Genomic DNA, 26,894 nt, shown 5'->3' with positions numbered 1-26,894 from the left:
CACCCACCCGAGCCGGAAGAGAGCTGTCCGCGGCCATGCACACATCCGCCGAACCCGACCTGCGCCACCACGGTGACGCCGAAGTACGGGGTATGGGCGCGGAACTGACCGATCTCGCCGTCAATGTGCGGGCCGGTACGCCGCCGCAGTGGCTGCGCGAGCGGATAGCCGATTCGCTCGGCACGCTGGCCGCCTATCCGGACGGGCGGGCGGCCCGCCGTGCGGTCGCGGAGCGGCACGGGCTGCCCGAGGAGCGGGTGTTGCTGACGGCCGGGGCGGCCGAGGCGTTCGTGCTGCTGGCGCGGGCGCTGCCGGTGCGGCGCCCGGTCGTCGTGCACCCGCAGTTCACCGAGCCGGAGGCGGCCCTGCGGGACGCCGGGCACACGGTGGAGCGGGTGCTGCTCGACGCGGCCGACGGGTTCCGGTTCGATCCGCGGGCGGTGCCCGGGGACGCGGATCTCGTCGTCGTCGGCAACCCCACCAACCCCACCTCGGTGCTCCACCCGGCCCGGGCGCTGGCCCGGCTCGCCCGGCCGGGGCGGACGCTGGTGGTGGACGAGGCGTTCATGGACGCCGTGCCGGGCGAGCGGGAGTCCCTGGCCGCGCGTACGGACCTGCCGGGGCTGGTGGTGCTGCGCAGCCTCACCAAGACGTGGGGGCTGGCCGGGCTGCGCGTCGGGTACGTGCTGGCCTCGCCCGGCACCATAGCCAGGCTGGAGCGGGCCCAGCCGCTGTGGCCGGTGTCCTCGCCGGCGCTCGCGGCGGCGGAGGCGTGCAGCGCGCCCCCGGCGCTCGCCGAGGCCGCGCACGCCGCGGACCGGATCGCCTCGGACCGCTCGCACCTGCAGTTGCGGCTGGCGGAGTTCCCGGAGGTGACCGTGTGCGGTCCGGCGGCCGGGCCGTTCCTGCTGATCCGGCTGGAACGGGGCGCGGCCGTCCGGACCCGGCTGCGGGGCCTGGGCTTCGCGGTGCGCCGGGGCGACACGTTCCCGGGGCTGGGCCCGGACTATCTGCGCCTGGCGGTCCGGGACCGTACGACCACGGACCGCTTCGTGGCCGCCCTGGGCGAGGCGCTCTCCGCGGACTGACGCCCGCCGGCCCCGCGCCCGGTCAGTCCCCGGCCCGGCCGGACCTGCGGCGGCGTGCGGCGAAGACCGCTCCCCCGCCCCCGGCGAGCAGCAGTGCGGCCGCGCCGGCGAGGTACGGCGTGGTAGAACTGCCGCCGGTCGCGGCGAGGTTGTCCTTCGCGGGCGGGTTCCCGGCCGGGCGGGCCGCGGTCTGCGGCTTCGGGTCGGTGCCGGGGGCGTCCTTCGGGGGATTGTCCTTCGCCGGTTCGCCCGTCCCGGCGGGCGACTCGCAGCCGGCTCGTACGAGTGTGACCGTGCCCCGTACCTTGGCCACGCCCAGCGCCAGGGGGTCGACGGCGACGTCGAGGCCGAGCGCGGTGGCGGCAGCGGTGCGGGAGGTGGTGGCGGTCTTCGACAGCTCCAGGCGCACGTCGCCCACGCCGGGCACGGTGACCTTGGTGGGGCCGGTGGCGCTGAGGGTGACCTTCTTGCCGAGCACCGAGACGCTGCCGGGCACGTGGGAGGTGGCGGTGGGCTTCTTCCCGGCCTCGCACACGGCCTCGGAGGTGACCTGCCGGACCTCGATGAGGGAGCGCAGCGGTAAGCCGGGGACGTGCACGCTGGCGCGGACGAGGTGGGCGTAGCCCTTGGCGGTGGTGCGGTCCGTAGTGGCACGGGACGTGGCGGCGTCGGCGCGCAGGAGGGTGACGGGCTTGCCGCGTTCGACTCCGTCGAGTGTGACGGCGAGCGTGGTTCTGCCGGCGTCGGCCGGGGCCTTGACGTCGTTGAGCGAGGCGTTGACCGGTACGTGCGCGGCGCCGCCGAGCAGGGAGACGTCGAGGTCCGTGCGCAGGACGGTCGCCGTCGCCGTGCCGGAGGCGGTGGCGTGCGCGGGTGCGGCGCCCAGGGTGAGGGCGGTGGCGGTGACCGTCACGACGGCGGTGGCGGCGGTGGTGAACCGGCGTGCGGGCATGCCGAAGGAGGAGCTGGTGGTGCTGGACACGTGTGTGGAACCCCCACGGGAGAACGGAGCCGCCGGCGCGCCGATGGGGGACATCACGCGCCGACGGCAGCGACTCCGCAATGTTCGATGCCGGGAGGGTGAACGGACAGAGCTCCGCCGTCAGTTCACCCCAAAGGATGGGTTTCGCTTTCGCATTCGATTCATGTGTCGCAGAAGCAACGACCAGCCACCCCCGCCCCACCCACCGGCCACCGCTCAGGCCACCCCTCAGGCCACGACGCGTCCGCGCAGCACGATCCGGCGCGGCGCGCCCAGCACCCGCACGTCCGCGCGCGGGTCCTCGCCGTACACCACGAAGTCGGCCGGGGCGCCCTCCTCCAGCCCTGGGCGGCCGAGCCACTCCCGTGCGCCCCAGGCGGTCGCCGCGAGCGCGGCGGAGGCCGGGATGCCCGCCTTGACCAGCTCCGCGACCTCCTGGGCGACCAGGCCGTGCGGCAGCGAGCCGCCCGCGTCCGTACCGACGTAGACGGGAATGCCGGCGTCGTAGGCGGCGCCCACCGTGCGGTAGCGGCGGGCGTGGAGGCGGCGCATGTGGTCGGCCCAGCGCGGGAACTTGCCCTGGCCGCCGTCGGCGAGCCGGGGGAAGGTGGCGATGTTGACCAGGGTCGGCACGATGGCCACGCCCCGCTCGGCGAAGAGCGGAATCGTCTCCTCGGTGAGCCCGGTGGCGTGTTCGATGCAGTCGATGCCGGCCTCCACCAGGGGGGCGAGGGTCTCCTCGGCGAAGCAGTGCGCGGTGACCCGGGCGCCCAGCCGGTGGGCCTCGGCGATCGCGGCCTCGACGGCCCCGCGCGGCCAGCACGCCCCCAGGTCGCCCGTCTCCCGGTCGATCCAGTCGCCGACGAGCTTGACCCAGCCGTCGCCCCGCCGCGCCTCGCGGGCCACGTACGCCACCAGGTCCCCGGGCTCGATCTCGTGCGCGTAATTGCGGATGTAGCGGCGCGTGCGGGCGATGTGCCGGCCCGCGCGGATGATGCGCGGCAGGTCCTCGCGGTCGTCGATCCAGCGGGTGTCGGACGGGGAGCCGGCGTCGCGCAGCAGCAGCGCGCCCGCGTGCCGCTCGGTCAACGCCTGCTTCTCGGTGGTCGTTTCGTCGACCGCGCCGTGCGCGTCGAGGCCGACGTGGCAGTGCGCGTCCACCAGGCCGGGCAGCACCCAGCCCTCGACGGTGGTGACGTCGCGCGCCCCGGCCGGCCGGTCGAAGGTGATCCGCCCGCCGACCACCCACATCTCGTCGCGCACCCCGCTCAGGGGGTCCGGGCCGACCAATATCCGCCCCTTGATGTGCAGCACCGGCTGCTCCGGCGCCGCCGCCGCGTCCTGGGAAACCTCGTCCTGGGAGACCATGACCGCACTGTACGACCGCCGCCGCGTTCACCGGGACCGGCCCCGTACCGCCGGCGCTCACCCCTGGTGACGCCCGCGGGGCGGAGAGCGGCGGGACGGATCCGGGCCGTGAGGAGGAGCAGCGGTTCCGCCCTGCGGAGGAGCAGGTCCGCCGCACGGGCCGAGGCGCACGGCGCGGCCGCACGGAAGCCTGGTGGCATGAGCCGCACACCACTGATCCAGGCCCTGCCGGCCCCCGCCCCCGCCCCGCCCGCCGCCGCGGGAGGCGGGTGGGACGACCACGCCACGCTCCGCCGTCTCCTGCGGACGGTGACCGTCGCCGCCTGCGTCCCCTACCTGTCCCTGAAGGTGGCCTGGCTGGCCGGGAGCCGGATCGGCATCCCCGACGGCAGCCCGCTGCTGGACGACAGCGCGACGCTGAGGACGGCCAACGCGGTCACCGTGCTCATGGACGCGTGCGTGATCGTGCTCGCCCTGCTGCTGACCCGGCCCTGGGGCAGACGCGTACCGTCCTGGCTCCTCGCCCTGCCGATGTGGGGCGCGATCGGGCTGCTGACGCCCATCATGGTGGGCTTCCCCGCCCAGCTCGCGCTGCGGGTCCTGGGGGCCACGGGCGCCGAAGCCCCGTCGGCGCGGCGGCCGTTCCTGGCCGAGTGGGTCTTCCACCTGGTCTACGGCGGGTTCATCGTCCAGGGCCTGGCGCTGGGCACCCTGTTCGTGCTCTACGCCCGCCGGCGGTGGGCCCGCCTGTGGCAGGGGCACACCGGCGGGCCCACCGCCGCGCTGCGCGGCCGGGGGCAGCGGCTCGCGGCGGGGGCGGCGGCCCTGCTCGCCCTCGGCCAGGCGGGCGTGCACCTGATGTGGGCGTCCGGCGCCCGCTCCGGCCTGTCGGGGGCGCTGGCCCGGGAGTACGGCGCGGACAACGTCCTGCAGGACGCGGCGTACGTGCTGTACGGGGCGGTGACCGCCGCCGGCCTGGTGCTGTTGCTGCGCCGCGGGGGCCGCGTCCTGCCGCTGCGGGTGCCGTTGCTGCTCGCGGGGACGGGCTCGGCGGCGGTCGGCTGCTGGGGTGGCTGGCTGCTCACCGCGGCGCTGATCGGCGGGCGGGACGGCGACCGGGCCGCGACGCCGCTGATGTTGATCACCTACGCTGTGCAGATGATCGTCGGACTGCTCGTACTCGCGGCCGGCGCCCGCTACTTCGCCCGGCGAGCGGCCGCGGGCCCCGCCGCGTGAGGGCCGCCGCGCGGCGGACGGCGGGCGCCGCGCTGGGGCGCCGCGCCCGGCTGCGCTGGGTGCACCTGCTGCTGGGCGGCGCGCTGTTGATGCCGTACTACCTGCTGGCCAACACCGTGCTGTCGGTGTTCGTGCCCAGTGCGAACATCTTCTTCCCCGCGTCCCTGTGGTGGCAGTTCGGTGTCCTCGGGATGGCGCTCGTCCCGGCCGCCGTCACGGCGCTGTACCCGCTCGCACGGCCGCTGGAGGCCGGGGCGGTGCGGGCGCTGTGCGGGGTGCCGAAGGCCGAACTGGCGGCGGGTCCGAGCCGGTCGTGGGCGGAGCGCCGGAACACGGCCGCCTGGTACACGCTGCACCTGCTGGCGGGCGGCATCGTCAGCGGGATGTCGCTGGCCGTGCCGCCGTTCGCCGCGATGATGATCGTCGTGCCGTTGACCGGCATTCCGGACGAGCTGACGAGGGCCTACCGGCTCGACGGACTCTGGCCGGTGCTGGCCCCCGTGATCGGGATCGCGACGCTCGCCCTGGTCGTCGGCGTCTCCTGGGCCGCGGGCTCCCTGCTGGCGCGCTGGGCGCCCGTCCTGCTGGGGCCGACGGCCGCCGACCGCCTCGCGGAGGCCGAGCGGCACGCCATGCGGCTGGCCCTGCGCAACCGGCTGGCCCGCGAGCTGCACGACTCCGTCGGGCACGCCCTGAGCGCCGTGACGCTGCAGGCGAGCGCCGCGCGCAGGGTCCTCGACAGCGACCCGGAGTTCGCGCGCCAGGCCCTGGCCGCGATCGAGGAGACGACGCGCGAGGCGGTCGGCGAGCTCGACACCGTACTGGGCCTGCTGCGCGAGGACGGCCCCGCCTCGGCCGCGCCCGCGCCCACCCTCACCGACCTGGACGGCCTTCTGCAGCGCACGCGCGCGGCGGGCGGCACGGTCGACTGCGCCGCCCCCGGCGGCCTGGAGAAGATACCGCCGGTCGTCTCCCGCGAGGCGTACCGGATCGTGCAGGAAGGGCTGAGCAACGCCCTGCGGCACGCGGGCGGCGCGCCCGTACGGCTGCGGATCGCCCTGCGCGACGACGACATGGAGGTCGCCTTGGAGAACCCCGTCCGGCCCGGTTCCACCCCCCGCCGCACCGGCGGCGGCCGCGGCCTGCCCGGCATCGCCGAGCGGGCCCGGCTGCTGCGCGGCAGCAGCGCCGCGGGCGAGCACGACGGCGTGTGGCGGCTGTCGGTCCGGCTGCCGTTGCGCGGTGACGCCCGATGAGCGGGACCCCGATACGCGTCGTCCTCGCCGACGACGAGCACCTGGTCCGTACGGCCCTGCGCGCCATCGTGGGCGCCGAGCCCGGCCTGGAGGTCGTCGGCGAGGCGACCACCGGCGCCGAGGCGGTGTCGCTCGTGCGCGAGCTGCGCCCCGACGTCGTGCTGATGGACGTCCGGATGCCCCAGGTCGACGGCATCCGCGCCACCGAGCGGATCATGGCGGGCATGCCGGACCCGCCGCGCGTCATCGTCGTGACCACGTTCGAGAACGACAGCTACGTGTACGACGCGCTGCGCGTCGGCGCCTGCGGCTTCCTCCTCAAGCGCGCGGGCGCCGACGAGCTCGTCCAGGCCATCCGGCTGGTGGCCACCAGCGACTCGCTGCTCTTCCCCACGGCCCTGCGCGCCCTGGCCGCCGCCCACGGCCGCGGCGCCGCCCGCGACGACGAGGCGGCACGGCTGCGCGGCCGGCTCTCCGAACGGGAGGCGGAGGTCCTGCGCCTGATGACGGCCGGCCTGTCGAACGCCGAGATCGCCGACCGCATGACGGTGGGCCCGGCGACGGTGAAGACGCACGTGGCGGGGGTGCTCGCCAAGCTGGGCGTCCGCGACCGCACCCAGGCGGTCATCGCCGCCTACGAGAGCGGCTTCGTCTCCCCCCGGTGAGCACCCCGGCGCGTCAGCGGGTCACGCAGTCGCGCACGGCCCTGGCCAGGACGCCCGCCTCGGGGGCCGCCCCGCCCGGGAAGGCGTACCGGCGCCGGTTGTAGCCGAAGGCGAGGCCGACGCTCGGGTCGGCGAAGGCCTGCGACCCGCCGGCGCCGCTGTGCCCGAAGGAGCGGGCCCCCAGGAAGGGATAGAGGTCGCAGACGACGCTGAAGCCCAGACCGAACGCCCTGTGCCCGCGCGCCACCAGGTCGTAACCGACCGAGTGCGCCTGCGCGAAGTCGGCCACCGTCGCGGCCGTCAGCAGCGGCGCCCTGCCGTCGACCTCGCTGATGGCGGCCGCGTACATACGGGCCAGGCCGCGCGCGGACGCGACACCGCCGACCGAGGCGGGCCCGGCCGCGCGGAACGCGCGGGAGTTGGGCAGGCTCTGCAGGTCCGTCGGATGCTGCGGATGGTTGAGGTTGAAGGCCACGCCGGGCAGGCTGTGCGGGCCGAACGCGGTCTCCCGCAGGGCGCGCTTCTGCTCGGGCGTCGGGTCCATGGGCTGGATGTCGAGCACCCGGTGCTCGTGCTCCTCGGGCAGCCCCATGTAGAAGTCGATGCCGTACGGGGCCCGGACCCGCGACTCGTAGGTCTCCTGCATGGTCTGCCCGGTGACACGGCGGACGACCTCACCGGTCAGCGCGCCGATGACGTAGGCGTGGTACCCGAAGGACGTCCCGGGCCGCCAGTACGGGCGCTCGGCGGCCAGCCGCTCGGCGATCGCCCGGTCGTCGGCCAGCTCCTGCGGGGAGAACCCGCCCTCGGCCCCTATCAGCCCCGCGCGGTGCGCCAGCACCTCCCGCAGGGTGATGTTCTCCTTGCCCTGGGCACCGAACTCGGGCCAGTAGTGCCGCACCTCCTTGTCCAGCTCCAGGACGCCCTCCTGGACCAGCAGCGCGACGACCAGGTGGGCCGCGCCCTTGGTGGAGGAGAACACACCCGTCAGCGAGTCCCCCGCGATCCCGGGCCCGCCCCACAGATCCACGACCCGCTGCCCGTCGACATAGGCGGCCAGCTGCGCCGAGTGCCCGGCCCGCTCCTCGGCGAGCATGGCGGCGAAAGCCTCCCGTACCGGCTCGAACCCCGCGGCGACGGTCCCCTGAACGTTATCCATCCCTCAGCCCCCCATGTCCCGATGGCAATCGTGTGGCGATCACTCCAGCCATGATCCACGTTCGAATATTCCGGACCCGTTCGGGCTCCGGGTCATGGAACCGTAAAGCGACGTCGCTCGTTACCCGGGACATGACCGCTATGACACCCGGCTCGAACATCCCTCTCTCCGTCGCCCGTGTGACGGTGGACGTCACCGCCCCGGTGCGGCTCGACGTTTCGGGCCTGCTGCTCACCGCCGACGGCAAGGTGCGCTCCGACGACGACTTCGTCTTCTACAACCAGCCCACCGGCCCGGGCGTGACCCACCGCGCCGCGTCCGGCACCACGCCCGACGGCATCACCGTCGACACCGCGGCCGTCCCCGCCGACATCGAGAAGATCGTGGTCACCGCCAGCCCGGACGCCGCGGGCGCGACCTTCGCCGGCACCGAGCCGACCGCGACCGTCCGCGACGCCGCCGACGGCTCCGTGATCGCCACCTTCACCCCGCCCCGGCTGAACACGGAGACGGCGCTGGTGGTCGTGGAGGTCTACCGCCGCAACGGCGCGTGGAAGGTCCGCGCGGTCGGCCAGGGCTACGCCAACGGCCTGGCGGGCATCGCCACCGACTTCGGCGTCTCCGTCGAGGAGCCGGCCCCCGCCGCGACCCCCGCGGCCCCGCCGATGCCGGCCGCCGCTCCCCCGGCCCCGCCCGCGGCGGCCCCGGGGAAGATCAACCTCGACAAGGGCAAGGTCAGCCTCCGCAAGAACGAGACGGTGTCCCTGGTCAAGGGCGGCCAGCCGCTGACGCGCTCGGTGCGGATGGGCCTGGGCTGGGAGCCCGCCTGGAACAGCCGCGCCATCGACCTGGACGCCTCGGTCATCGCCTACGGCCCCAACCGCAACATGATCGACGCCTGCTACTTCGGCCGTCTGCAGATCCTGGGCGGCACCGTCCAGCACTCCGGCGACAACCTCACCGGCGACGGCTCGGGCGACGACGAGAGCATCACCGTGCACATGGGCGGCCTGCCGCCCGAGGTGACGGGCCTGGTCTTCACGGTCAGCTCCTTCAACGGCCAGAAGTTCACGGAGGTGGCCAAGGCCTACTGCCGCCTGCTGGACGCCCAGACCGGCGAAGAGCTGGTGCGCTTCGACCTGACGGGCTCGGAGCCGAAGACGGGCGTGCTCATGTGCAAGTTCATCCGCCAGTTCTCGGGCGAGTGGGAGATGACGGCGCTGGGCGACTACGTGAAGGCGAAGACGGTCCGCGACCTGGTGAAGCCGGCGGCCCAGGCCCTGTAGCGGCGGGCCGCCGGCGGAAGGTGCCGGGGCGCCGCCCCGGCACCCCGGCACCGCCCGCCTATGCCTCCGGATTCCGCCGGCGTCCCTGCCGCCGCCACGGCCCGGTGATCGCCAGCAGGAGACCGGGCTCCTGGATGCCGGCGAACAGCGTCCGCCCGTCCGGCGAGAAGGTCACCCCCGCGAACTCGCTGTACTCCGGCTTGCCGGGGGTGCCGATGTTGAGCTCGTTGCGCGCGATCGGGTACGTACGCCCGTCCTCGGCGGCGCCGAACAGATGCTGGACGCCCTCGCCGTCCTCGGCTATGACCAGGCCCCCGTACGGCGAGACGGTGATGTTGTCGGGCCCGTCGAAGGCCCCGTCGCGCCCGGGGGCCTTGTTGACGCCGAGCAGCACCTTCAGGGTGAGGGTGCGGCGGCGCGGGTTGTAGAACCACACCTGCCCGTCGTGCTGCGCCGGGCTCTCGTCCCGGGCGAAGGAGGCGACGACGTACACGCCCCCGTCGCCCCACCACATGCCCTCCAGCTTGCGGGCGCGGGTGATCTGACCGTCCTTGAACTGCTTGCGCACCGGCACGGAGCGCGCGTCGCGGTCGGGGACGTCCACCCAGTCCACTCCGTAGACGGTGCCGGGGCGCTTGGCGCGGGCGAGGTCGTCGACGAACCGGCCGCCGGAGTCGTAGCACCTGAACGCCTGGAGCACGCCCGCACCGGCGGACAGGGTGCGCAGCTTGCCGCGCCCGTGCCGGAAGCCGGCCGGCGGCGTCCAGCGGTAGAAGAGCCCGTTGGGCCCGGAGGCGTCCTCGGTGAGGTAGACGTGCCCGCGGCCCGCGTCGACGACGACGGCCTCGTGCGCGTAGCGGCCGAACGCCTTGACGGGCCGGGGATCGCGGCCCGCGCGCCGGTCCTGCGGGTCGACCTCGAAGACGTAGCCGTGGTCCTTGGTCATGCCGTTCTGGCCGGCTTTGTCCTCGGTCTCCTCGCAGGTGAGCCACGTCCCCCACGGGGTGCTGCCGCCCGCGCAGTTCGTGGACGTACCGGCGATGCCGACCCACTCCGCCACGTGCTCGCCGTGCCCCGCGACCTCCACGACCGTGCAGCCGCCGGCGGCGGCGGGGTCGTAGACGAGCCCGTCGGCGAGCGGCACGGGGTACTTCCAGGCGGACCGGGGCCCCTTGAGCTCGTGGTTGTTGACGAGCAGCGTCGTTCCGCGGCGCCCCTCGAACGCGGCGGTGCCGTCGTGGTTGGACGGCGTGTACTCCCCCGACTCCAGCTTGGTGACGCCGGTGCGGGTGAGCACCCGGTACGAGAACCCGGCGGGCAGCGCGAGGATGCCGGCGGGGTCGGGGAGCAGCGGCCCGTACCCGACGGGCGCCGCGAAGAGGCCGTCGGCGTCCTCCGCGTCGCCGACGCCGCCCAGCGCACCGTCCGCGCCGTCCGCGCCGTCCGCGGCGAGCGCGCCGGGTGCGCTGGCGAGCACGCCGACGCTTCCGGCCAGCGCCACCCCGGCGCCGGTGAACGCGGTACGCGTGGCGAAATCTCTTCGGCTGAGGGTCATCTACGTCTCCAGGGCCCGGAATTCGACAGCTCGACGCCCCGGCCGCGCGAGGCGGACCGGGACGGCGCTTACGTTCCCGTTCCCCACCGAATGGCGGATGAACACCCGCCGACACCCCCGCGACGAAACGAAGTCGCCGCCGGACGGCGGCCGTCAGAGCCCGGGCGCCGGGCTCATGGCCCGGGGCGCCCCCCGGGCCGGAACGCCGCCGGAGAGCGCTACGCCCGGGAGCGGGCCTTGAAGGCGGCCTTGCGGGCTTCCTTCGCGGTCTTCTTGTCGGGGTGCAGGCGGCCCATCGCCTCCAGGACGTCCGCCGTCGCCGGGTGGTCCACCTTCCACGCGGCGTCGAAGAAGCCGCTGTGCCGGCCGACCAGGCCCTCCACCAGGCCCCGCAGCTCCTCCGAGTCGCCCTCGGCGGCCAGCTGCGCGGCGATGGTGTCGATGGTCAGCCAGAAGACCATGTCCTCCCCGGGCTCGGGGATGTCGGTGGCGCCGTGGTCGGCGAGCCAGACGCGGGCGAGGCCGCCGAGCTGGGGGTCGTCGAGGACCTCGCGCAGCGCGGGCTCGGCCTCGGCGCCGAGGAGGGAGAGCGTCTGCTGGCAGATCAGGCGGCGGCCGGGCGCCTCCTCGTCGGCACCGCGCGCCGCGGCCAGCAGCTCGCGGGCGGCGTCCAGCGGGGTGCGCCGGGCGAGCCACAGTTCGGCCTCGGCGCGCACGGCCGGGCCGGGGTGCCCGGGCAGGGCGGCGAGGAGCTCGTCGGCGCCGGAGTCGGCGAGGTCGCCGACGGCGGGGGCGTCGATGCCGGCCTCGAGCATCCGGGCCCGCACCGCGAAGACGCCGAGCGGCGTGAGGGCGACCATGCCGTAACGGGTGACGTCCTCCTCCTCGGGGAGCTCGGAGGGCACGCCGTCGACGGACTCGCGGATGTGGCCCTCGCCGTCGACGACCTCGATGAGGGACTCGTCGACGGGCCGGTAGCGCACGATCCCGGTCGGGGCGAGGATCCGGAACTGGTCGTCCAGGCGCATCATCGCGTCGGAGACCTCTTCGAGGACGTCGTCCGTGGGTTCGTCCATGTCGTCCGGCACGATCATGGAGGCGGCGAGCGCCGGCAGCGGCACGGGCCGCTCGGCCGAGCCCTCGCCGAGGGCGGTGAGCAAGTACAGGTTGCCGAGGATGCCGTCGAGGAAGTCGGCCTCCTCCTCGGGGTTCCAGTCGAGCGCGTCGAGGTCGATGTCGCCGGTGCCCGAGTCGGTGAGCTGGTCGACGAGGTCGCCGAGGTCGGGCGCGGCGGCGTCGGCCAGGACGGTCTCCAGGCCGCCGAGCCACAGCTCGAGGACGTCCTGCGGGCTGCCGGAGGTCAGCGTGGTGAGCTCCTCGCCGGCGACGGCGGTGCCGGAGGGCTCGTCGGCGTCGGCGTCCAGGGCCTCCGCGTCCGGGTTCTCGGTGAACTCGACCAGGCCCGTGTCCAGCGCGAGCTGCCACGCCTCGGCGGCGTAGGCGCCGCCGTCCTCGTCGTCCTTCAGGCCCAGGAGTTCGGTGGCGTCGCGCAGTTGCCCGGCGAGGAGCTCGCCGCCCGCGCCGACCGGGGTGCCCTCGCCGGCCCAGCGGGCGAGCTTCGCGGCGCGGGCGAACAGCGGCGCGCTGAGCGCGTCGCGTGCGAGCTCGGCGTCGGAGGGGAGCCGCACCGGCGGCATGGTGGGGCGATCTCCGGACATCAGGGGGGTCTCCTCGGGGTGACGGCCGCGCCGTCGGTTTCAGGGCGCGCAGGGAGCAAGCCTAGGCCGTGGGCAGCGCGCTTCCTTCCCCAACCCGCCCCTTCCCGAAACCGGGGCTCCGCCCCGGGCCCCGGTCCTCAATCGCCGGACGGGCTGGATTTCCAGCCCGTCCGGCGATTGAGGACAAGAAACGGTGAAAGGGAGGGGCAGGGGCAAGATCAAGCACACACCCCCCAACCCTTGACAACAACCCCACCCACACACGAAATTGACGCGCGTAGATTGCGTGTCGCTTACGTGACGGCATGTAATCACCCGGCACCACATGCTCCACCCCCCGATCAACCCCCCTCACTCCATCCGGAGGCCTTTGTGCTGCCCACCTGCCGTCCCCCGCGTCGCCGCACCGCGACCGTCGGCACCCTCATAGCCGGCGCGCTCGCGGCCGGGCTGCTCGTCCCCGCCCAGTCCGCGAGCGCGACCGACGGTGCCGGCGACGGGTCCGGGGTCCGCGTCCACGACATCCAGGGCACCACGCGCATATCCCCGCTCGCGGGCCGGCAGGTGACGGACGTGCCCGGCATCGTCACGGCCGTCAAGAACTTCGGCTCGGCACGCGGCTTCTGGATCCAGGACGCCGCCCCCGACAAGAACGACGCCACCAGCGAGGCCGTGTTCGTCTTCACCGGCAAGGACGCCCCGGCCGTCGCCGTCGGCGACGACGTCCGCGTCTCCGGCACCGTCACCGAGTACTACCCGGGCGGCGAGGCGGCGGGCCTGCAGTCGGTCACCCAGCTCACCAAGCCCACCGTCACCGTCGCGTCCTCCGGCAACGCGCTCCCCGCCGCCGTCCGGCTCGGCCCCCGGGCCGTCCCGGCCACGTACGCGCCCGACGCGCACGGCGGCTCCATCGAGAAGCTCCCGCTCAGGCCCGGCCGCTACGCCCTGGACCGCTACGAGTCCCTGGAGGGCATGCGGGTGGAGGTCCGCGACGCCGGCGTCGTCGGCGCCACCAGCGAGCACAAGGACCTGTGGGTCACCAGCGACCCCCGCCACAACCGCACCGAGCGCGGCGGCACGGTCTACGGCTCCTACCGCGACCCCAACGCCGGCCGGGTCAAGGTCGTCTCGCTGCTGCCCTACGCCCAGCACCCCTTCCCCGTCGCGAACGTCGGCGACGAGCTGACCGGCACCACCGCGGGCCCGCTGGACTACGACAACTACGGCGGCTACACGCTCCAGGCCACCGAGCTGGGCACGCTCAAGGACCGGGGGCTGCGGCGCGAGACCACGCGCAAGCAGAAGAGCGACGAGCTGGCGGTCGCCACGTACAACGTGGAGAACCTCTCCCCCAAAACGCCGCAGGCGAAGTTCGACCGCCTGGCCGCCGCGCTGGTGACCAACCTCGCCTCGCCCGACATCGTCGCCCTGGAAGAGGTGCAGGACGACAACGGCACGACGAACGACGGCGTCGTGGACGCCGGGCAGACGCTGAAGAAGCTCACCGACGCCATCACGGCGGCGGGCGGACCGGCCTACGCCTGGCGGCAGATCAGCCCCGTCAACGGCCAGGATGGCGGCCAGCCGGGCGGCAACATACGCACCGCCTTCCTCTTCAACCCCGCCCGCGTCTCGTTCAAGGACATTCCGGGCGGCGACGCCACCACGCCGGTGAAGGTCGTCCGCGAGGGCGGCAAGGCCACGCTGTCCGCCTCCCCGGGCCGCGTCGACCCGGCGAACCCCGCCTGGACGAACAGCCGCAAGCCGCTGGCGGGCCAGTTCTCCTTCCGGGGCCAGGACGTCTTCGTCGTCGTCAACCACTTCAACTCCAAGGGCGGCGACCAGGGCATCGACAGCCGCTTCCAGCCCCCCGCCCGCACCTCGGAGACCCAGCGCCTGCAGCAGGCGCGGTCCGTCAACGCCTTCGTCAAGCAGCTGCTGGCCGCCGACAAGCGCGCGAACGTGATCGTGGCCGGCGACCTGAACGACTACCAGTTCTCCCCCGCCCTCAAGGCGCTCACCGCCGGCGGCGTCCTGACGGACCAGGTGGACCGGCTCCCGGAGAAGGAGCGTTACGGCTATGTCTACCAGGGCAACTCGCAGGTGCTGGACCACATCCTGACCAGCCGTCACCTCCGCCGGGTCGACTACGACATCGTCCACGTCAACGCGGAGTTCGCCGACCAGGCCAGCGACCACGACCCGCAGGTGCTGCGCTGGAAGCCGTAGCAACCCTTAGCGGAATCAGGCAGAACAATTAAATAGACCTGTACGGTCGAGGGGGCCCAGAATCCGGGAAGGTACCGATCCCGACCCGGAGAGTGACGCCATGCCGCCCATCAGCCCCTTCGGCCGTACCGTCTGTGCGATGGTCACCCCGTTCACCCCGGACGGGGCGCTCGACCTCGACGGCGCGCAGCGCCTCGCCGACCGCCTCGTGGGCGGGGGCTGCGACGGGCTCGTCCTGGGCGGCACCACCGGCGAGTCGCCGACCACGAGCGACGCGGAGAAGAGCGCCCTGATCACGGCCGTCACGGAGGCGGTCGGCGACCGCGCGCGGATCACGGCCGGCGTCGGCTCGGCGGACACCCGGCACACCGTGGAGCTCGCCCGGGCCGCGGAGAAGGCCGGGGCGCACGGGGTGCTGGTGGTCACCCCCTACTACAGCAAGCCGCCGCAGGAGGACGTCGCCGCCCACTTCCGCACGGTGGCCGACGCGAGCGGCCTGCCCGTGATGCTCTACGACATCCCCGGCCGCACCGGCACCCGCATCGAGCCGGACACCATGCTGCGGCTGGCCGAGCACCCCCGTATCGCCGGGGTCAAGGACTGCGCGTACGACCTGCTCGGCAGCGCGAAGGTCATCGCGGCGACCGGCCTGGCCTACTACTCCGGCTCCGAGGAGATGAACCTCCCGCTGCGCGCGGTGGGCGCCGTCGGCTACGTCAGCACGGTCGCCAATGTCGCGGGCCCCCTGCTGGCCGCCGCGCTCGACGCCTTCGACCGGGGCGAGAACGCCGAGGCGACGCGGTACCACCAAAGGGCCCTGCCGCTGATCGAGCTGATGATGGCGTCGGGCCTGCCGGGCACGGTCACGGCCAAGGCCCTGCTGAACGCCCTGGACCTGCCCGCCGGCCCGGTCCGTGCGCCGCTGCGCGCGGCGTCCCCGGAACGGACGGAGGCCCTGGTGACGGCGTACGAGACCGCGATCGCCGCACGGGCCCGGTAAAGAGCCGGTGCGGCGATCGGGGACCTCACATCACCTCAGTTGTGGCTGTGCAGGACCTCGTTCAGCCCGCCCCACGTGCTCTTGTACGGCCGGGCCTCGACGGCACCGGTCGTGGAGTTGCGCCGGAAGAGGATGTTGCTGGAGCCCGACAGGGTCAGGGCCTTGACGATCTCGCCGTCCGGCAGGGTGACGCGGGTGCCGGCGGTGACGTACAGGCCCGCCTCGACGACGCACTCGTCGCCCAGCGCGATGCCGATGCCGGACTCGGCGCCCAGCAGGCAGCGCTCGCCGATGGAGATGATCTGCTTGCCGCCGCCGGAGAGCGTGCCCATCGTGGACGCGCCGCCGCCGATGTCGGTGCCGTCGCCGACGACGACGCCCGCGCTGATGCGGCCCTCGACCATGGAGGTGCCGAGCGTGCCGGCGTTGAAGTTGACGAAGCCCTCGTGCATGACGGTGGTGCCGGAGCCGAGGTAGGCGCCGAGGCGGACGCGGTCGGCGTCGGCGATGCGGACGCCGGACGGGGCGACGTAGTCGGTCATGCGCGGGAACTTGTCGATGCTGGTCACCTGCAGGTGCAGGCCCTCGGCCCGGGCGTTCAGGCGTACGGCCTCGACCTGGTCGACGGCGACGGGGCCGAGCGAGGTCCAGGCGACGTTGGCCAGCAGGCCGAAGATGCCGTCCAGGTTCTGGCCGTGCGGCTTGACCAGGCGGCTGGAGAGCAGGTGCAGGCGGAGGTAGGCGTCGTGCGCGTCGAGCGGCTTGTCGTCGAGCGAGGCGATGACCGTGCGGACGGCCACGACCGTCACGCCACGGCGCGGGTCCGGGCCGACCGCCTTGAGGGCACCCTCGCCCAGCGCCTCGGCGGCGGCTTCGGCGCTCAGCGTCTCGGTGCCGGCCGGGCCGGGCTCGGCGACCAGCTCGGGGGCGGGGAACCAGGTGTCGAGGACGGTACCGTCCGCGGCGATCGTGGCGAGGCCGGCGGCGACGGCGCCGGTGGTGGTACGGGTGGTGGCAACAGCATCGGTCATGTCCGAAAACCTAACCGGACGGGCCCGCCGAAGGCGAACCGGCCGCCCTGCCCGCCCGGCCGGGACCGGGCGCCCGCCGCCGAAGCCCGGCCGGGGCGGGCCTCACGCGGGTGGCCCAGCGTGCCAGCCGGTCGGCCCAGCCCGGATCGCGAGCGGTAGCCAAGTCGACATATCCATAGGTTGACGGCTCCGGAAGCCCGCTCCCGCTTCCGGAGCCCGTCACTGCCCCTGCTCCCCCTCCGCACCGCACGCACCATTCGAACGGAAACCGCATGAAACTGCCCCGACGCTGCCTGCCCGCAGCGGCCCTGCTCCTGGCCCTTCCCCTGCTGGCCAACGGCCCGACGGCCGTCGCCGGCCCCGGCGCGGAGGACCCCTCCCCGACCGGGCGGCCCGCCCCGCTCCGGCCGACGGCCGGCGAGCGCGTACCCGACCACTACATCGTCACGCTGCGCACCGGCTTCAGTCCGCGCACCCTGACCAGGCGGCTGGGCGTGACGCCGGACTACATCTACACCCACGCCCTCACCGGCTTCGCCGCCACGCTGAACGCCGAGCAGCTGGAGGCCGTGCGCAGCGCACCCGACGTCGCGGCCGTGGAGCAGGACGCGGTCCTCGCCCAGGCCGGTTCCCCCGCCGGCCCCGGCGTCCGCCCCCGCGTGGCGACGGACGCGTACGGGCTGGACCGCATCGACCAGCGCACCCTGCCCCTGAACAGCCAGTTCAACACCAGCACCACCGGCAGTGGCGCCACCGTCTACGTCATGGACACCGGCATCGACTACTCCCACCCCGACTTCGAGGGCCGCGCCAGGAACGGGACCGACCTCGTCACGCCGGGCGGCAACGGCGCCGACTGCCCCATGGGAAGCGGGCACGGCACGCACGTGGCGGGCACGGTGGGCGGCGCGACGTACGGTGTGGCCCGCAGGGCGTCCCTGGTCAGCGTGCGGGTGCTGGACTGCATGGGCAGGACGACGACCGCCAAGTTCATCGCGGGCTTCGACTACGTGGCCAGGTCCGCGACCGCCGGTTCCGTGCTCAACGCCTCGATCAGCGGGCCCTTCTCACAGGCGGTCAACACCGCCGTCGGCAACGTCGCGGCCAGGGGCGTGCCGCCCGTCGTCGCGGCGGGCAACGACAACGAGAACGCCTGCGACCACTCCCCCGCCGGCGCGCTCGCGGCGCTCGCGGTCGGGGCGACCAACCAGGTGGACCAGATGACCGACTTCACCAACTACGGTCCGTGCGCCCGCATCCTCGCCCCCGGCGCGGACATCGTCTCCGACCGGATGGGCGGCGGCACGACCACCAAGAGCGGGACGTCCCAGGCCGCTCCGCACGTGGCCGGCGTCGCGGCGCTCTACAAGGCCCAGAACCCGACGGCGTCGTCGACGACGGTCGTCAACTGGCTCATCGAGCAGTCCACCAGGAACGTGGTCCGGGACATCAAGCCGGGCACCCCCAACCGCCTGGTGTTCACCGGCGGGCTGTGACCCGGCCCCGGCATCCCGCCACCTCCGGGCACATCGGCGGGGCATCAACGACAATCAAGGACATATAGGCTCAAGATCCCCGCCTGCCCGGATCCCGAGGACCACCGACGATGAATCACCTGCCGTCCGAGTCGCTGCCGCACGCGCGGACGTTCCTGGGCTGGCCGCCCTCCGACTCCCCCGGAGGGCGGCACGTGGCCGAGGTGCGGGCGGACGTCGCCGCGATCGCCCGCACGATCGCCGCGTACGAGCCCGTCGTGCTGCTCGCCGCGCCGGGCGACGCCCAGGAGGCCGCGACGGCGTGCGGCGGCGCCGTCGAGGTCGCACCGGTGCCCGTGGACGACCCGTGGCTGCGGGACACGGGCCCGGTTTTCGTCACCACGGCCGACGGCACCGTCTCCGGCATCGACTTCCGCTTCAACGGCTGGGGCGGCAAGCAGGAGCACCACCGCGACGGCGAGGTCGCCCGGCGCGTACTGGAGCGGTTCGGCATCCCGCGCGTGGAGGCCCCCTTCGTCGCCGAGGGCGGCTCGCTGGAGACCGACGGCGCGGGCACCCTTCTCGTCACCGAGTCCTCCCTCGTCAACGACAACCGCAACCCGGGCCGTTCCCGCGACGATCTCGAACGGGAGCTGATCGCCCTGCTCGGCGTCCGCAAGGTGATCTGGGTCGAGGGCGTGCGCGGCGCCGACATCACGGACTGCCACATCGACGCCCTGGCCCGCTTCGTGGGCCCCGCCGAGGTCCTCCTCAGCCGCCCGCCGCGCTCGTCGCGGCCCGACGTGTGGACCCGGGTGTACGAACGGACCCGGGCCGCGCTGGAGGACGCCACCGACGCGGAAGGCCGCGTCCTGGAGATCATCGATCTGCCGGAGCCCGACCCCGCCGAGCTCGGCGACCGCGGCCCCGACTTCCTCGGCAGCTACGTCAACTACTACGTCGCCGGAGGGCCCGGCGGCGCCGTTCTCGTGCCCCGCTTCGGCGACCGGGCCGCCGACGACGAGGCGGCGGCCCTGCTGGGCGCCCTGCACCCGGGCCGCGAGGTGCGGCCCCTGGAGATCCCCGCCCTCGCCGCGAACGGCGGCGGCATCCACTGCGCCACAGCGCATCAGCCCGTCTCCTGACGGTTTCCGCGCCTCGCAGTCGGTGGCTGCGGCACCATGACAGGTGACCGTCTGACTGCGCAAGGAAGATTATGGGTGGGGATCACAAATACGAAGGCTTCGGGCGGGAGCTCAAGCAGCTCATAAAAGACATGGGCGCGCCCACGCTTGAGAACATCGCGGCGGCCAGCCGCAGGCCCGGACGTGAGTTCCTGTCGCGCTCCCGCCTGAGCGATTGGCGAGCCGGTAAGACCCTGCCCAGCACGCCAGGCGCGCTGGACACCCTTCTCACCGTGCTCACGGAGCTGTCTGGAACCGCTCTCCCGGCCGATCGGCGAATATGGCATGCCAAACGGGAAGCCGCCCGCAAGGCGACCACACAGCTGGCCTCGCCGGAGACAGCACCCCCGCCCAGACCTGTCCAAATTCCGGCGTCTCCGGGCGGACAACGCGTTCGCGACGCAGACCCTCTTCTGCTGGGGGTTCGCCGCGCCCGGGAGCACGAAGGCCATGAGCCCATCCCGCCGTACGTCCCGAGGGACGCCGACGAGAAGCTGGACGTCGCCCTGCAACGAGCAGCCGAACAGGGCGGGCTGATTCTTCTCAGAGGTGACTCGACGGCCGGCAAAACCCGATCGGCTTACGAGGCCATGCTCCGTCTCGTACCGGACTTCCGACTTGTTCAGCCCCGACGCATGAGTCCGTTGGACGAGTACGTGGAAGATGTCGTGGCAGAGACAACCAATGGCCACCAGTGCGTCGTGTGGCTGGACGAACTCGAATTCTTTCTCGGACCGGACCGACTCGACCTTCACATGCTGAGCCGACTGATCGGTCACAAGGCGGTCATCCTCTCGACTATGCGCCTCACGGAATATCATCGCCGCACGGCGCACCAGGACGAAGCAAAGAAAGGTGACGATGCCTACAGCAGGATCGACCTCACCGACCCGGTCCTGAAGGCTGCCGAGATCATCGACCTTGCCCGGGTCTGGAGTACGTCCGAGCTTGAGCGCACTGAAGCCGAATCGGACCCGCGGCTGGCAGAGGCTTTTCGCCATCACACTCGCTACGGAATTGCCGAGTACGTATCCACCGGACCGAAACTGTGGGACAAATGGCGCAATGCCCGGTACGTGGGCGGCCATCCAAGAGGCCATGCTCTCGTTGCCGTGGCAATCGACCTGGTACGGGCCGGACTGTCGAGCCCCTTGCCCACGGAACTGCTCGCCAGGCTGCACGGCGATTACCTCGCCGATGAGCAGGGGGCGCTGCTCGACCCTGAGCCGTTCGAAGATGCCCTGACGTGGGCCTCCGAGCACCACCTCGGGATCAGCCGGCTGCTCTTGCCCGTGGGCGATGCCCTCTGGCGACCGTTCGACTACTTGCTCGACATGCTGGCGCAGTCTCCAGACGCTCCCTCTGTGCCCGACGAGATCCACAAGGCTGCCTTTGAACACGCCTCCTCCCCGCAGGAGCTCTACAGCGTCGGCGTAGCCGCTCACCACTCAGGCCACGTCGATCTCGCGGTCCAGACATTCACACCGCCCGCCGAGGCCGGCAACGTCGATTCGATGCTGTACCTGGGGTCGATCCTCCTCGACCAGGGCAAGGAGGGTGCGGCTGAGGAGTGGTGGCTGCGCGCGGCGGAAGCAGGCAGCGGCCTTGGCATGCTGAACCTCGGGGTCCGACATTCCAGGAAGGGCCGCAAGAAGAAGGCGGAGAAGTGGTGGCGTAAATCCCTCACTTCAGGGCATATGGAAGCGGCCGTAAAGCTCGCGGAAGTCCATGGCATCCGGGGAGAGGACGAAGAGGCCGAGAGGCTTTGGCAGGTAGCACTCGAAGGGGAAGTCTCCCATGCCTTCTTCAGGTTTGGGCTGCTCGCGTTTCAGAGAGGAGATCACAAGGACGCCGAGCGGCTCTATCTGGAAGGAGCCATCCGCGGCAGCAGAGAGTCGGCAACCAACCTGGCCCAGCTCTACGTGATGCAGAACCGCCTGGAGGAAGCGGAGAAGCTCTATCTCATCGCAGTTGAGGCCGGAGACGCTGTGGCCATGCGCAGCCTCGGGCTGATCCGTCAGTGGGGAAGCAGCCTGTCCGCTCCGAAGCAGACGGCCGAAGAAGCCATGCGGCAGATCGCCGAACGGATGCAAAGGGTGATGAAAGAAGGGCACGAGGACGGTTGGGATGCCTCTGCAAAGGCGGCAAAATCCTGGTATCAGCGCGCCTTCGAAAACGGCGACGTGCTCTCCATGCGCCTGCTGGGAAACCTCTATCACAAGCATGGGAAGTGGCAGAAGGCGCACAAGTGCTACCGGCGGGCAGCGAAGGCTGGTGATCCAGCGTCTGTCGCGTACTTCAACCAGCCCACTCTCGCCTACGCGACGCAGAGGGAATTCCCGCAGCCGGATGATGAGGACGACGCCGTGGACGAGGGGCACCGGTGGCGCCTCAGCCCGCGAACCAGGTGCATCCTCGAAGCTGCCCTTGTCACCGAAGCCGACATGGCCTCCATGGTGCTGGAGCAACTCCAGAGTCGCCCCATATCGACGGACGACCTTTTCATCGGGGTGTTCGGCTCACTGCCGGTACAGACCTGGGAGCAAGACGTCCACTGGCGGCGGCGGATGATCCGTGCTTTCGACGATCTCGCTGACGACCTGAAGAACGGTAGGGTTCCCCGCCCCCGCTGTACCGGCGAGGAGATGGCTCTGCACATCGCTCTCGAGTCCGCCGCGTCCATCGTCGACGACAGTCCGGATCTGGCTGCCGAGTTCACTGAGGGCATCCCGGAGCAGCCCGACGACTACGACTGGTGGACGTGCAAAGACCTGCTCTTCGAGGACCACGACGTGCTCTTGATGTACGAACCGTGGATGGAGGGCATCGAGGACCCAGACAACAGCGTGGGTCAGTACATGCGCGTGGCGAACCTCAGGCCGAACGACTGGTTCGTGCCGTTCAGGGAAGGCGACCGCCGGGACCCCGACCGTGGGTTCCGGAGCTGATCCGGACCGGGCCGGAACTCCGGCCTACAAGCTCTGACCTGCGAAAACACCGCTCCAAAGTCATCGCATCTGTGCCGGAGGACGACGCGAGCAGATTCGATCGGCGCATCACCCAGCGCCTTCCGAAAGGACCGCCGTGTCGCTGCCCGAGCCGTTTCTCCTGCTGATTGTTCCACTCGCTCTTGTCCTTACCCCGCTCATCGGCCTCCTGGCTGCTCTCCGCGGCCTGCGAGGTGCAGAGCGGGTCACCGTATTCCGGGCGTTCATTCGCGCGCTGCGTCGATAGAAACGCCGAAGCCCCCGGCATGAGCCGGGGGCTTCGTGGATGGGGAGCTCAGACGTTGAAGCCCAGCGCGCGGAGCTGCTCGCGGCCCTCGTCCGTGATCTTGTCCGGGCCCCACGGCGGCATCCAGACCCAGTTGATCCGGAGCTCGTTGACGATGCCCTCCGTGCAGGACTTGGCCTGGTCCTCGATGACGTCGGTCAGCGGGCAGGCCGCGGACGTCAGCGTCATGTCGAGGGTGCAGATGTTGGCGTCGTCGATGTGGATGCCGTAGATCAGGCCGAGGTTGACGACGTCGATGCCCAGCTCGGGGTCGACCACGTCGTAGAGAGCCTCGCGGACCTCCTCCTCCGTGGCCGGCTTCGTGGTCACCTCTGCGTTGTCACTCATGCGGTCTTCCTTGCAGTGGTTTCGGGGCCTTCGCCCATGGCCTGCGCGGTCGCGTCCTTCCACGCCATCCAGCTCAGCAGAGCACACTTCACGCGCGCCGGGTACTTGGAGACGCCGGCGAACGCCACCGCGTCCTCCAGCACCTCCTCCATCGCGTCGTCCGGCTCGACCTTGCCCTTGGACTGCATCAGCTCCAGGAAGGTCTCCTGGATCCGGCGGGCCTCCGCGAGGTCCTTGCCGACCAGCAGCTCGTTGAGCACCGAGGCGCTCGCCTGGCTGATGGAGCAGCCCTGGCCCTCGTAGGAGACGTCTTCGATCGTCTCACCGGCCAGCCGCACCCGCAGCGTGATCTCGTCGCCGCACGTGGGATTGACGTGATGCACCTCGGCGTCGCCGTCCCGCAAGCCCCGCCCGTGCGGATTCTTGTAGTGGTCCAGGATGACGTCCTGGTACATCGAATCAAGCTTCACAGTCAGCAGCCCTCGCCGTCAGCCGAAAAAGTTCCGTACGTGCTCCAGGCCCTCGATCAAGGCGTCGACCTCGCCGGGGGTGGAGTACAGATAGAACGACGCTCGCGTGGTCGCGGGAATTCCGTACCGCAGGCACACGGGACGTGCGCAGTGGTGACCGACCCGGACCGCGATGCCCTGCTCGTCGAGGACCTGGCCCACGTCGTGCGGGTGGATGTCACCGAGCGTGAAGGAGACGGCGGCGCCGCGGTCCTCGGCCGTGGTGGGGCCGATGATGCGCAGGTCCGGGACCTCCTGGAGCCTGCGGATCGCGTACTCGGTGATCGCGTGCTCGTGCCGGGCGATGTTCTCCATGCCGATCGAGGTGAGGTAGTCCACCGCGGCGCCGAGGCCGACGGCCTGGGCGATCGGGGGCGTACCGGCCTCGAACTTGTGCGGCGCGGGAGCGTACGTCGAGGAGTGCATCGAGACGGTCTCGATCATCTCGCCGCCGCCGAGGAACGGCGGGAGGTCCTCCAGCAGCTCCTGGCGGCCCCACAGGACGCCGATGCCGTCCGGGCCGCACATCTTGTGGCCGGTGAAGGCCACGAAGTCGGCCTGCAGGGCCTGCACGTCCAGCGGCATGTGCGGAGCGGCCTGCGAGGCGTCGACGACCACCAGGGCGCCGACCTCCTGCGCACGGCGCACGATCGCCTCGACCGGGTTGACGGTGCCCAGGATGTTGGAGACCAGCACGAACGAGACGACCTTGGTCTTCTCGGTGATGATCTCCTCGATGTTGGACAGGTCGAGCCGGCCGTCGTCGGTGAGGCCGAACCACTTCAGCTTCGCGCCCGAGCGCTGCGCGAGCAGCTGCCACGGCACGATGTTGGAGTGGTGCTCCATCTCCGTGATGACGATCTCGGTCTCGTGGTCCACGCGGTAGGGCTCGTCGGCCCAGGCCAGCATGTTCGCCACGAGGTTGAGCGACTCGGAGGCGTTCTTGGTGAAGATCACCTCGTCGCGGCTGGGGGCGTTGACGAAGGCGGCGACCTTGTCGCGGGCGCCCTCGTAGAGCGCCGTGGCCTCCTCGGCGAGCACGTGCACGCCGCGGTGGACATTGGCGTTGTGCCGCTCGTAGTGCGCGTTGAGCACGTCGAGCACCTGGCGCGGCTTCTGCGAGGTCGCGGCGTTGTCCAGGTAGACGAGCTTCTTCCCGTCGTGGACCACGCGGTCCAGGATCGGGAAGTCCTTGCGGATCGCATCGGTGTCGAGGAGGCCCGGCAGCAGTATGGTCACGCCGTTACGCCGCCCTTCGTGCTGTACGCCTCGTAGCCCTCGTTCTCGAGCTTGTCGGCGAGCTCGGCGCCGCCGGACTCGACGATGCGGCCGGCCGAGAAGACGTGGACGAAGTCCGGCTTGATGTAGCGCAGGATGCGCGTGTAGTGGGTGATCAGCAGGGTGCCGACCTCACCGGTCTCACGGACGCGGTTGACGCCCTCGGAGACCTGGCGCAGCGCGTCGACGTCCAGGCCGGAGTCGGTCTCGTCGAGGATCGCGATCTTCGGCTTGAGCAGCTCGAGCTGGAGGATCTCGTGGCGCTTCTTCTCACCGCCGGAGAAGCCCTCGTTGACGTTGCGCTCGGCGAAGGCCGGGTCCATCTGGAGGCGCTCCATGGCGGACTTGACCTCCTTCACCCAGGTGCGCAGCTTGGGGGCCTCGCCGCGGATGGCGGTGGCGGAGGTGCGCAGGAAGTTGGAGACCGAGACGCCGGGGACCTCGACCGGGTACTGCATGGCGAGGAAGACGCCGGCGCGGGCGCGCTCGTCGACGGACATCTCCAGGACGTCCTCACCGTCGAGGGTGACGGTGCCGCCGGTGATCGTGTACTTGGGGTGGCCGGCCAGCGAGTAGGCCAGGGTGGACTTGCCGGAGCCGTTGGGGCCCATGATGGCGTGGGTCTCGCCCTGCTTCACGGTCAGGTCGACGCCCTTGAGGATCTCCCGGGGGCCGTTCTCGGCCTCGACGGAGACGTGCAGGTCGTGGATCTCAAGCGTTGCCATGGGGAACTCAGGACTCCTGGGTGATGGAGACGAGCACGTCGTCCCCTTCGATCTTGACGGGGTATACGGGGACGGGACGCGTGGCGGGCAGGCCGTCGGGCTTGCCGGTGCGCAGGTCGAAGCTGGAGCCGTGCAGCCAGCACTCGATGTGGCAGTCCTCCACCTCGCCCTCGGAGAGCGAGACGTTGGCGTGCGAGCAGATGTCGTTGATCGCGAACACCTCGCCCTCGGTACGGACGAGGGAGACGGGGGTGCCGTCGATCTCGACCCGCTTGGGGGTGTCCTCTTCCAGCTCGCTCAGGGTGGCTGCGCGTACGAAGACGGTCTCGCTCATGCCAGGGACGCCTCCAGCTCGGCCTCGATCTTGACGATGAGGCGCTCCTCCAGGTCGGGGATGCCGATCTGCTGTACGAGCTCGGCGAAGAAGCCGCGCACGACCAGCCGGCGGGCCTCGTCGGCGGGGATGCCGCGGGCCATCAGGTAGAAGAGCTGCTCGTCGTCGAAGCGGCCGGTCGCGGAGGCGTGGCCGGCCCCGACGATCTCGCCGGTCTCGATCTCGAGGTTGGGGACCGAGTCGACCCGCGCGCCGTCGGTGAGGACGAGGTTGCGGTTGAGCTCGTAGGTGTCGGTGCCCTCGGCGGCGGCGCGGATGAGCACGTCGCCGATCCACACCGCGTGGGCGTCCTGGCCCTGCAGCGCGCCCTTGTAGACGACGTTGCTGCGGCAGTGCGGGGTGTCGTGGTCGACGAGGAGGCGGTGCTCCTGGTGCTGGCCGTTGTCGGTGAAGTACAGGCCGTAGAGCTCGGCCTCGCCGCCGGGGCCGGCGTAGACGACCCGCGGGTGGAGGCGGACGAGGTCGCCGCCCAGGGTGACGATCACGGACTTGAAGGTGGCGTCGCGGCCGACCAGGGCGGTGTGCTGGGCGGCGTGCACCGCGGTGTCGTCCCAGTCCTGGACGGAGACGACGGTCAGCTTGGCGCCGTCGCCGATGAGGTACTCGACGTTGGCGGCGAGCGTGGCGTCACCGGTGTGGTCGATGACGACGACGGCCTCGGAGAAGGCGCCGATCTCGATGACGTGGTGGCCGAAGGCCACGCCGCCCTCGCCGTGCACGGCGACGCGGACGGGCTCGGTGAGCACGGTCTCCTTGGGGATCGAGACGACCGAGGCCTTCTCGAAGGAGGTGAACGCCTGGGCGGCGACCCGGTCGACGGGCTTGCCGGCCTTGCCGAGCCGGGCGTCGTCGCGGCCGACGGTCTCCACGGTCACGCCCTCGGGGGCGCTCACGTCGACCTTGACGCCGCCGCCGTCGACAGCCTTGTCGGCGGCGGTGCCGTCGTGCAGGCCGCGCAGGCGCTCGAGCGGCGTGAACCGCCACTCCTCCTCGCGGCCGTGCGGCACGGGGAAGTCCGCGACGTCGTACGAGGCGGGGGCGCTGACCCGCGCGTCGATGGGCTGCTTGGGCCCGCCCACCTGGATGGCGCCGTCGGTCGTGCTGCCGGCGGGAGTGTTGTCAGCCATGGCTGTCG

Annotated in this window: 22 protein-coding genes; 10 read left to right on the top strand and 12 right to left on the bottom strand. The window is 72.1% G+C overall.

Translation table 11 applies throughout. From position 1 onward, the window contains the following. The first annotated feature begins 35 nt into the window (after window positions 1-35). Entirely contained in the window at window positions 36-1,088 is a 1,053-nt protein-coding gene (cobC, locus tag ABZ956_RS25985; protein WP_361898290.1) for an Rv2231c family pyridoxal phosphate-dependent protein CobC, read from the top strand. Between the two features lie 22 nt (window positions 1,089-1,110). Here cobC and ABZ956_RS25980 read toward each other — a convergent pair whose 3' ends face one another. Together ABZ956_RS25980 and ABZ956_RS25975 are read right to left on the bottom strand one after the other, a co-directional pair. Continuing rightward, complete coding sequence (locus ABZ956_RS25980; protein ID WP_361898287.1) at window positions 1,111-2,070, bottom strand: SCO1860 family LAETG-anchored protein; 960 nt, start codon at window positions 2,068-2,070, stop codon at window positions 1,111-1,113. Between the two features lie 228 nt (window positions 2,071-2,298). Further along, window positions 2,299-3,438 carry an amidohydrolase family protein gene (locus ABZ956_RS25975; RefSeq protein WP_361898284.1) on the bottom strand — a complete coding sequence of 380 codons (1,140 nt, stop codon included), beginning with the start codon at window positions 3,436-3,438 and terminating at the stop codon, window positions 2,299-2,301. A 198-nt stretch (window positions 3,439-3,636) separates the two neighbouring features. On the opposite strand from ABZ956_RS25975, the gene ABZ956_RS25970 reads away from it, so the two are divergent. From ABZ956_RS25970 to ABZ956_RS25960, 3 genes are read left to right on the top strand one after another with little or no spacing between them, the layout of a single operon-like run. Next, window positions 3,637-4,674 carry a hypothetical protein gene (locus tag ABZ956_RS25970; protein WP_361898282.1) on the top strand — a complete coding sequence of 346 codons (1,038 nt, stop codon included), beginning with the start codon at window positions 3,637-3,639 and terminating at the stop codon, window positions 4,672-4,674. Then, the gene (locus tag ABZ956_RS25965) at window positions 4,671-5,930 is read left to right on the top strand and encodes a histidine kinase (RefSeq protein WP_361898279.1); all 1,260 of its coding nucleotides are present in this window, start codon (window positions 4,671-4,673) and stop codon (window positions 5,928-5,930) included. The genes ABZ956_RS25970 and ABZ956_RS25965 overlap by 4 nt, the downstream gene beginning before the upstream one ends. Further along, a complete protein-coding gene (locus ABZ956_RS25960) occupies window positions 5,927-6,595 on the top strand; it encodes a response regulator transcription factor (RefSeq protein ID WP_361898277.1) in 669 nt (222 codons plus the stop codon). The genes ABZ956_RS25965 and ABZ956_RS25960 overlap by 4 nt, the downstream gene beginning before the upstream one ends. A gap of 13 nt (window positions 6,596-6,608) precedes the next feature. On the opposite strand, the gene ABZ956_RS25955 is transcribed toward ABZ956_RS25960, so the two are convergent. Next, window positions 6,609-7,754, bottom strand: coding sequence for a serine hydrolase domain-containing protein (locus tag ABZ956_RS25955; protein ID WP_361898275.1), 1,146 nt, complete (start codon window positions 7,752-7,754; stop codon window positions 6,609-6,611). A 140-nt stretch (window positions 7,755-7,894) separates the two neighbouring features. Here ABZ956_RS25955 and ABZ956_RS25950 point away from each other — a divergent pair, with 140 nt between their 5' ends. Further along, complete coding sequence (locus tag ABZ956_RS25950; protein ID WP_361898461.1) at window positions 7,895-9,040, top strand: TerD family protein; 1,146 nt, start codon at window positions 7,895-7,897, stop codon at window positions 9,038-9,040. A 58-nt stretch (window positions 9,041-9,098) separates the two neighbouring features. Here ABZ956_RS25950 and ABZ956_RS25945 read toward each other — a convergent pair whose 3' ends face one another. Continuing rightward, window positions 9,099-10,595, bottom strand: a complete 1,497-nt coding sequence (locus ABZ956_RS25945) for an alkaline phosphatase PhoX (RefSeq protein WP_361898272.1) — start codon at window positions 10,593-10,595, stop codon at window positions 9,099-9,101. Window positions 10,596-10,813: 218 nt separating this feature from the next. After that, window positions 10,814-12,313: a hypothetical protein gene (locus ABZ956_RS25940; RefSeq protein WP_361898269.1), complete on the bottom strand. Its 1,500-nt coding sequence runs from the start codon at window positions 12,311-12,313 to the stop codon at window positions 10,814-10,816. Window positions 12,314-12,688: 375 nt separating this feature from the next. Between ABZ956_RS25940 and ABZ956_RS25935 the strand changes: the two genes are divergently transcribed. Together ABZ956_RS25935 and dapA are read left to right on the top strand one after the other, a co-directional pair. Then, a complete protein-coding gene (locus ABZ956_RS25935) occupies window positions 12,689-14,542 on the top strand; it encodes an endonuclease/exonuclease/phosphatase family protein (protein WP_361898458.1) in 1,854 nt (617 codons plus the stop codon). A gap of 100 nt (window positions 14,543-14,642) precedes the next feature. Continuing rightward, a complete protein-coding gene (gene dapA / locus ABZ956_RS25930) occupies window positions 14,643-15,542 on the top strand; it encodes a 4-hydroxy-tetrahydrodipicolinate synthase (protein WP_361898266.1) in 900 nt (299 codons plus the stop codon). Window positions 15,543-15,577: 35 nt separating this feature from the next. Here dapA and dapD read toward each other — a convergent pair whose 3' ends face one another. Continuing rightward, the gene (gene dapD / locus ABZ956_RS25925) at window positions 15,578-16,573 is read right to left on the bottom strand and encodes a 2,3,4,5-tetrahydropyridine-2,6-dicarboxylate N-succinyltransferase (RefSeq protein WP_361898263.1); all 996 of its coding nucleotides are present in this window, start codon (window positions 16,571-16,573) and stop codon (window positions 15,578-15,580) included. A gap of 272 nt (window positions 16,574-16,845) precedes the next feature. Here dapD and ABZ956_RS25920 point away from each other — a divergent pair, with 272 nt between their 5' ends. From ABZ956_RS25920 to ABZ956_RS25910, 3 genes are all read left to right on the top strand, one after another. Then, window positions 16,846-18,069: a S8 family peptidase gene (locus ABZ956_RS25920; protein WP_361898260.1), complete on the top strand. Its 1,224-nt coding sequence runs from the start codon at window positions 16,846-16,848 to the stop codon at window positions 18,067-18,069. A gap of 110 nt (window positions 18,070-18,179) precedes the next feature. Continuing rightward, complete coding sequence (locus ABZ956_RS25915; RefSeq protein WP_361898257.1) at window positions 18,180-19,193, top strand: agmatine deiminase family protein; 1,014 nt, start codon at window positions 18,180-18,182, stop codon at window positions 19,191-19,193. A 71-nt stretch (window positions 19,194-19,264) separates the two neighbouring features. Further along, window positions 19,265-22,180 carry a tetratricopeptide repeat protein gene (locus ABZ956_RS25910; RefSeq protein ID WP_361898254.1) on the top strand — a complete coding sequence of 972 codons (2,916 nt, stop codon included), beginning with the start codon at window positions 19,265-19,267 and terminating at the stop codon, window positions 22,178-22,180. Window positions 22,181-22,514: 334 nt separating this feature from the next. Here the strand turns inward: ABZ956_RS25910 and ABZ956_RS25905 are convergent, their stop codons facing one another. The 6 genes from ABZ956_RS25905 to sufD are packed head-to-tail and all read right to left on the bottom strand — an operon-like array spanning window position 22,515 to window position 26,886. After that, window positions 22,515-22,853 carry a metal-sulfur cluster assembly factor gene (locus tag ABZ956_RS25905; RefSeq protein WP_361898251.1) on the bottom strand — a complete coding sequence of 113 codons (339 nt, stop codon included), beginning with the start codon at window positions 22,851-22,853 and terminating at the stop codon, window positions 22,515-22,517. After that, window positions 22,850-23,323, bottom strand: coding sequence for a Fe-S cluster assembly sulfur transfer protein SufU (sufU, locus tag ABZ956_RS25900; RefSeq protein WP_361898249.1), 474 nt, complete (start codon window positions 23,321-23,323; stop codon window positions 22,850-22,852). Before sufU ends, ABZ956_RS25905 begins: the two co-directional genes overlap by 4 nt. Before the next feature lie 18 nt (window positions 23,324-23,341). Beyond that, entirely contained in the window at window positions 23,342-24,595 is a 1,254-nt protein-coding gene (locus ABZ956_RS25895) for a cysteine desulfurase (protein ID WP_361898455.1), read from the bottom strand. Between the two features lie 2 nt (window positions 24,596-24,597). Then, a complete protein-coding gene (gene sufC, locus ABZ956_RS25890) occupies window positions 24,598-25,365 on the bottom strand; it encodes a Fe-S cluster assembly ATPase SufC (RefSeq protein ID WP_361898246.1) in 768 nt (255 codons plus the stop codon). 7 nt (window positions 25,366-25,372) lie between these two features. After that, complete coding sequence (locus ABZ956_RS25885; protein WP_361898243.1) at window positions 25,373-25,699, bottom strand: non-heme iron oxygenase ferredoxin subunit; 327 nt, start codon at window positions 25,697-25,699, stop codon at window positions 25,373-25,375. Continuing rightward, window positions 25,696-26,886, bottom strand: coding sequence for a Fe-S cluster assembly protein SufD (sufD, locus tag ABZ956_RS25880; RefSeq protein ID WP_361898241.1), 1,191 nt, complete (start codon window positions 26,884-26,886; stop codon window positions 25,696-25,698). The genes ABZ956_RS25885 and sufD overlap by 4 nt, the downstream gene beginning before the upstream one ends. Between the last annotated feature and the right edge of the window lie 8 nt (window positions 26,887-26,894).

This window comes from Streptomyces sp. NPDC046261 (assembly GCF_040646235.1).
In the GTDB taxonomy this organism is placed as follows: domain Bacteria; phylum Actinomycetota; class Actinomycetes; order Streptomycetales; family Streptomycetaceae; genus Streptomyces.
The sequence above is the reverse complement of the archived record's forward strand: the minus strand, read 5'-3'. Positions and strand labels throughout refer to the sequence as shown.